General features: G+C 38.8%; 4 protein-coding genes, 3 tRNA genes and 1 rRNA gene. 3 read left to right on the forward strand and 5 right to left on the reverse strand.

Going from position 1 to position 5,782, the window contains the following annotated elements:
• Positions 1 to 89, reverse strand: a 5S ribosomal RNA gene (gene rrf / locus ACQKN2_RS24995); the annotation flags it as partial.
• Between the two features lie 580 nt (positions 90 to 669).
• Positions 670 to 1,740: a cysteine desulfurase family protein gene (locus ACQKN2_RS25000; protein WP_427417331.1), complete on the reverse strand. Its 1,071-nt coding sequence runs from the start codon at positions 1,738 to 1,740 to the stop codon at positions 670 to 672.
• A gap of 100 nt (positions 1,741 to 1,840) precedes the next feature.
• Between ACQKN2_RS25000 and nadB the strand changes: the two genes are divergently transcribed.
• From nadB to nadA, 3 genes are read left to right on the forward strand one after another with little or no spacing between them, the layout of a single operon-like run.
• Positions 1,841 to 3,427: an L-aspartate oxidase gene (nadB, locus tag ACQKN2_RS25005; protein ID WP_427417328.1), complete on the forward strand. Its 1,587-nt coding sequence runs from the start codon at positions 1,841 to 1,843 to the stop codon at positions 3,425 to 3,427.
• Entirely contained in the window at positions 3,384 to 4,244 is an 861-nt protein-coding gene (gene nadC / locus ACQKN2_RS25010; protein ID WP_427417329.1) for a carboxylating nicotinate-nucleotide diphosphorylase, read from the forward strand. The genes nadB and nadC overlap by 44 nt, the downstream gene beginning before the upstream one ends.
• The gene (nadA, locus tag ACQKN2_RS25015; RefSeq protein WP_427417330.1) at positions 4,231 to 5,334 is read left to right on the forward strand and encodes a quinolinate synthase NadA; all 1,104 of its coding nucleotides are present in this window, start codon (positions 4,231 to 4,233) and stop codon (positions 5,332 to 5,334) included. The genes nadC and nadA overlap by 14 nt, the downstream gene beginning before the upstream one ends.
• A 179-nt stretch (positions 5,335 to 5,513) precedes the next feature.
• On the opposite strand, the gene ACQKN2_RS25020 is transcribed toward nadA, so the two are convergent.
• The 3 genes from ACQKN2_RS25020 to ACQKN2_RS25030 form a co-directional block, all read right to left on the reverse strand.
• A tRNA-Glu gene (locus tag ACQKN2_RS25020) sits at positions 5,514 to 5,585 on the reverse strand.
• 2 nt (positions 5,586 to 5,587) lie between these two features.
• Positions 5,588 to 5,678, reverse strand: a tRNA-Ser gene (locus ACQKN2_RS25025).
• A 9-nt stretch (positions 5,679 to 5,687) separates the two neighbouring features.
• Positions 5,688 to 5,764: transfer RNA gene (locus tag ACQKN2_RS25030), tRNA-Asn, on the reverse strand.
• Positions 5,765 to 5,782: the final 18 nt, after the last annotated feature.

The raw sequence follows: 5,782 nt of genomic DNA on the forward strand, positions 1-5,782 counted from the left end.
GGAAGCCCCCAACTACCATCGGCGCTAAAGAGCTTAACTTCCGTGTTCGGTATGGGAACGGGTGTGACCTCTTTGCCATCATCACTAGACTATTAACGGCTTTCGATATACTCGTATTTCTTCGTCAGCTTCTGTCGTTCAGTCAGTCACGTACTTAAGTACGCTCCCTTTCCTCTCTCCATCGCTTCCCCGAACTAATCGTATCTTGAAACCCTTATGTATTTCGTTTTGAAGTTTATTACCTGTCCTTCAAGACAAGAATTATTGTATAACGTTTTCTCACATTGTGCAATACTTTTTTATAAAAAAAAGAAATTATTACTTTTTAGAGATATTTTTGTTATGTAAGAGAAATTATCACTCTGCTATTTATTATAGCAATTGTTTAATTAAAAGAAAACAATTAATTCACCAGATGAGTATTGGTTAACTATTTAAATTCATTTTATAAATAAAAGACGCTAATTTTCGCTACAAGCTACTACTTCCCCCAAAATAGGTATACATAAGCAAAAATATCAACCAAAAATTGTTTTTATAGACTACTTAACATGTCTGTAATTTATCATATTAAAATTATTTAATTATAGTTTTTCAGTTTTTATCTTATCCTTAAACCTTTCATTTTAATTGCCTAGAAAACATTTACTATAGTTCACATGAGAAACATTAAATAGTTGAAAGTGCCCTTTGTAATCCATTAATTTCCCCAAATGTCGTTTCTGAACCAAAGGATATTCTAAAAAATTGACGAGCCGCTTCCATAGAATAACCCATTGATAAAATCGCTTTTGTACCAGATTCACTATGAATATCACAGGCACTTCCTGTAGAAATACATATCCCCGCTTCATTTAATTTTAACAAAACATATTGCCCTTCAACTTTATTCATCAACACACCACAAATATTAGGCAATTGCTCTTTACACTCAATGAGCTGACACGTTTCCGGTAAATTTCCCTTAAAGTATTGACGTAATGCTTCATAATGCTGACGCTCATATTGATACTCTTCAATCGCCGTAGCAAAAGAGACAATAGCTGGAGTATCTAGTGTTCCTCCCCTTAACCCACGCTCATGTGTGACACCTGGTGCTAATGCAGGAACACATAGCTCAGGATTCATATATATAGCTCCACACCCTTTTGGCCCACCTATTTTATGAGCTGAAACAGTAATAGCATCTACTTGCTGTTTTAACGGGATTTTACAAAAAGATTGTACACAATCGACATGTAAGAGCACATTTGATTGTTTAGCAATTTCGGCAATTTCTTCTATTGGTTGAATAGAGCCTATCTCTGAATTTACATGTTGAATAGTGATTAAAGCCGTATCTTCTTGAATTACTTCTCGTAATTGCTCTATATGAATACAACCATCTTGCTGTAAGGGTAACTTCGTGACCATAAAACCCATTTTTTCAAGTGTATTTAAAGCCGCATGTACCGATGTGTGTTCAGCTTGTGATGAAATAATGTGCTTCCCTTTATTTGAAGCTAAAGCTAATGACAAGATCGAAATTAAATTGCCCTCCGTTCCGCTTCCGGTAAAAATTACACCATCACTGTTTACTCCAAGAGATCTTGCTACAACAGCTCTTGCTTGTTCAACAAAATAATGTGCTTGCCCTCCTAGATCATGTAAGCTTGCACTATTTCCATAATACTGCTTTGCTACCTCACAATATGCTTTAAGAGCTTTTGGCGTCATTGGAGCAGTTGCAGCGTAATCCATATAAATCATCTTATTCTTCCTTTCTAATTCATCAAGTCTTGTTTTCTTTTTTATTTTATGCAAAGATAGGTGTCAAGACAACTGTAAAGAAGGTATATGTATGGATGTAAAGACAGATGTACTTATTATAGGTAGCGGCATTGCTGCACTTCAAACTGCTCGGCTTCTCGAAGAACATTTTCAAGTACAGCTAGTTACAAAGTGTTCAGTTAAAATGAGTAGTTCTTATCGTGCTCAAGGCGGTATTGCTGCCGTTACAAGTCAAGAAGATCATCCAAAGCTTCACATTGCTGATACGTTGACTGCTGGTGAATATCATCATGAAAGAAGGAATGTTGAAGTACTAATAGAAAACGGCACAGAAATTATGCGTAATTTATTAAATGAGGGCTTCCCAGTTGATCGACAAGTTGATGGGTCCCCCGCTCTAGGCTTAGAGGGAGCACATAGTCATCACCGTATTTTACATGCAGGTGGCGATCGTACTGGCCAAGTAATGATAGATTTTTTGCTCAATCAACTCACATCTAATACCGTTGTGAATTGCTTTGAGATGGCTTACGAGCTTTTATTAAATACAAATGGAGATTGTGTTGGCGTTCTAACAAAAGGAGCAAAGGGAACGAAGCGCTACCTTGCCCACCACGTCATTCTCGCGACAGGCGGTGCAGGAGCTCTTTATTCTTGTACGTCTAACTTTGATACAAATACTGGTGATGGTATCGCATTAGCCTATCGTGCGGGAGCTGCCATCAGTGATATGGAATTTATGCAATTCCATCCAAGCTTACTTTGGTGTGGAGGCCAGGCCAAAGGATTAGTCTCAGAAGCTGTTCGTGGCGCCGGAGGAATATTTGTCGATGCGCATCGTCATCCCATAATGAACGGCATACATAAACAGCTGGACTTAGCACCACGCCATGTTACAGCACATGCATTATTTAATAAACGTGCTGCTGGGCAGGAAACATTTATTGATATTTCAAGGATTGAACACTTTGAAGATAGATTCCCTACGATTGCTCAACTTTGCTCTGACAATAATGTTAATTTACAGGGTGGCTTAATTCCTGTAGCACCAGGTAGCCATTTCTTAATGGGCGGTGTTGTTGCTGATGACATGGGAAGGACATCTATTCCTAATCTCTATGCAATTGGAGAAGTTGCTTGTACAGGGGTGCATGGCGCCAATCGTTTAGCTAGTAACTCTCTATTAGAGGGAATTACATTTGGACAAAGAACAGCCCAGTACATTATTCAAACAGGTTGCAGACAAAATAATTTCTTGATTGATGGCAAACATCACCAACAAACAATGCCTTCGTTATTTACAAAAAATCAATTACGACAAATGATGATGCACACATTGGGTATTGTGCGAAACCCTATCGATATGCAACAATTCGTACAACAATTGCCCTCAATGCAAACACTTCTTCATGTTAATTTAAATGGCCTGAATCAACAGGAACTTGAACTTTACATGATGCATATTGTCGCTACATTAATGGCACACGCAGCCATTACACGAAAAGAAACTCGCGGAGCACATATTCGCGTTGATAAACCACACAATGATAACCAGTGGGCAAATCGTTGGATTATTTTTCAACAAGGACAGATGAAAGTGAGGAATTCATTATATGAATATCATCAAACTCGAGGAATTGCTAAAGCAATTTTTTAATGAGGATATAGGCGATGGAGATTTATCGAGTGAATTAATATTTTCCCCTGAACAACAAGGATCTTTTTCTTTTTATGCGAAAGAAGACGGCATTTTTTGTGGAGCTCTCATCATTGAGCATGGATTTCTTATACTTGATCGATCGATGGATATTACCCTTTATAAAAAAGATGGTGAAAAAGTAAATGCTGGTGATGTTCTTGCTGTTATTCAAGGACCTCTTCAAAAGTTATTAATGGGTGAGCGTGTAATTTTGAATCTTATCCAGCGTATGTCTGCTATTGCCACAACTACAAATTTAGCGGTGCGAGAAACTGCAGGTACTAATGCAAAAATATGCGATACGCGCAAAACAATGCCTGGAATGCGGATGTTAGATAAATACGCTGTTAGAATCGGTGGCGCCTATAACCATCGCAATGGTTTATTCGATGCGATCATGCTAAAGGATAATCATATTGCTTTTGCAGGTAGTATTACTAATGCAGTACAGGCTGCCCGTGAGAAAATCGGTCACACCATTAAGATCGAAGTCGAAATCGAAACAAAAGCACAATTAGAAGAAGCAATTGCAGCTGGCGCAGATATCATTATGTTTGATAATCGTAGCCCTAAAGAAATACGTGAATGGCTTCCTGCTGTTCCTCCACATATCGCTACAGAAGCTTCGGGCGGCATTACACTTCATAACTTAAATAACTATGCGATAACAGGTATTCAATGGATTTCACTCGGAGCGCTAACACATTCAGTAAAAGCCTTTGATATTAGTGCACTTGTACAACCGAAAGGAGCTAATCTCATTGTCCATCACTAATCTATTACAACAAACTTCACTACTACCAGAGCATTATCGTACATTATCTAAAAATGACATGGAATCTCGCATTCTAGCTATAAAAAAGGAATTAGGTAGGAAGCTCTTTATTCCTGGGCATCACTATCAAAAAGATGAAGTGATTCAATTTGCTGATGCAACAGGAGATTCCTTGCAACTTGCTCAATTATCAGCAACTAACAAGGAAGCTGAACATATAGTATTTTGTGGAGTACACTTTATGGCGGAAACAGCTGATATGCTTACAACTAAACAGCAGCATGTATACTTACCTGATATGCGTGCCGGCTGTTCAATGGCGGATATGGCAGACATTTATCAAACAGAACAAGCATGGCCGGTTTTACAGGAACTTTTTGGCGATACCATTATCCCTCTAACATATGTCAATTCTACTGCTGCCATTAAAGCATTTACGGGTCGACATGGTGGAGCCTGCGTAACATCGTCCAATGCAAAAGAAATGGTTCAATGGGCATTTACGCAAAAACAACGTATTTTCTTTTTACCAGATCAACATTTAGGTAGAAATACTGCATACGATTTAGGAATACCGCTTGAAAATATGGCTGTTTGGAATCCTCATACAAATAGGCTTGAAACTGATCAGCACCCAGAAAACATTCAAGTCATCTTATGGAAGGGACACTGCTCTGTACACGAAGGCTTTACGGTTCAGCATACGGAGCTTATACGTAAAGTTCATCCAAATATGCGTATCATTGTTCATCCTGAATGTAGTCGTGAAGTTGTTGCTGCTGCAGATGATGCAGGTTCTACAAAATACATTATTGATACGATTAATAAAGCACCGAGTGATTCAGCATGGGCAATCGGTACTGAAATGAATCTCGTAAATCGTCTGATTAAGCAGCACCCTGATAAGCAGATTATCTCTTTAAATGAGAACTTCTGTCCTTGTCTTACAATGAATCGTATTGACCTTCCCCATCTACTTTGGTCTTTAGAAAGTATACAAAAGGGGCAACCACATAATCGTATTCAAGTAGATGCTCACACTGCTGAAGAAGCACGTAGCTCACTTGAAAGAATGCTATTAAGAGCGTAAAGAGCAAAACGTCTACCAGAAATGAGTAGACGTTTTCTTATATTACTTAAGTTTTCTACGAAAATATATAGTATACATTTCTACTAGTCATATCATGTAAGACAATTAGTAGAATCTTAAAAGCTATCCTTATACAAAAAAATGCAGCAGATGTAAATTACATCTACTGCATTTCAGTATGACCCGTACGGGATTCGAACCCGTGTTACCGCCGTGAAAGGGCGGTGTCTTAACCACTTGACCAACGGGCCAATGGCGGAGAAGGAGGGATTTGAACCCTCGCGCCGGTTACCCGACCTACACCCTTAGCAGGGGCGCCTCTTCAGCCTCTTGAGTACTTCCCCACAAAAAAATGGCTCCGAAGGCAGGACTCGAACCTGCGACAACCTGATTAACAGTCAGGTGCTACTACCAACTGAGCTACTTCGGAATAATGGTGGGCCTAAAT

The organism is Lysinibacillus sp. NPDC093688, from assembly GCF_050280145.1.
GTDB lineage: Bacteria > Bacillota > Bacilli > Bacillales_A > Planococcaceae > Lysinibacillus > Lysinibacillus xylanilyticus_B.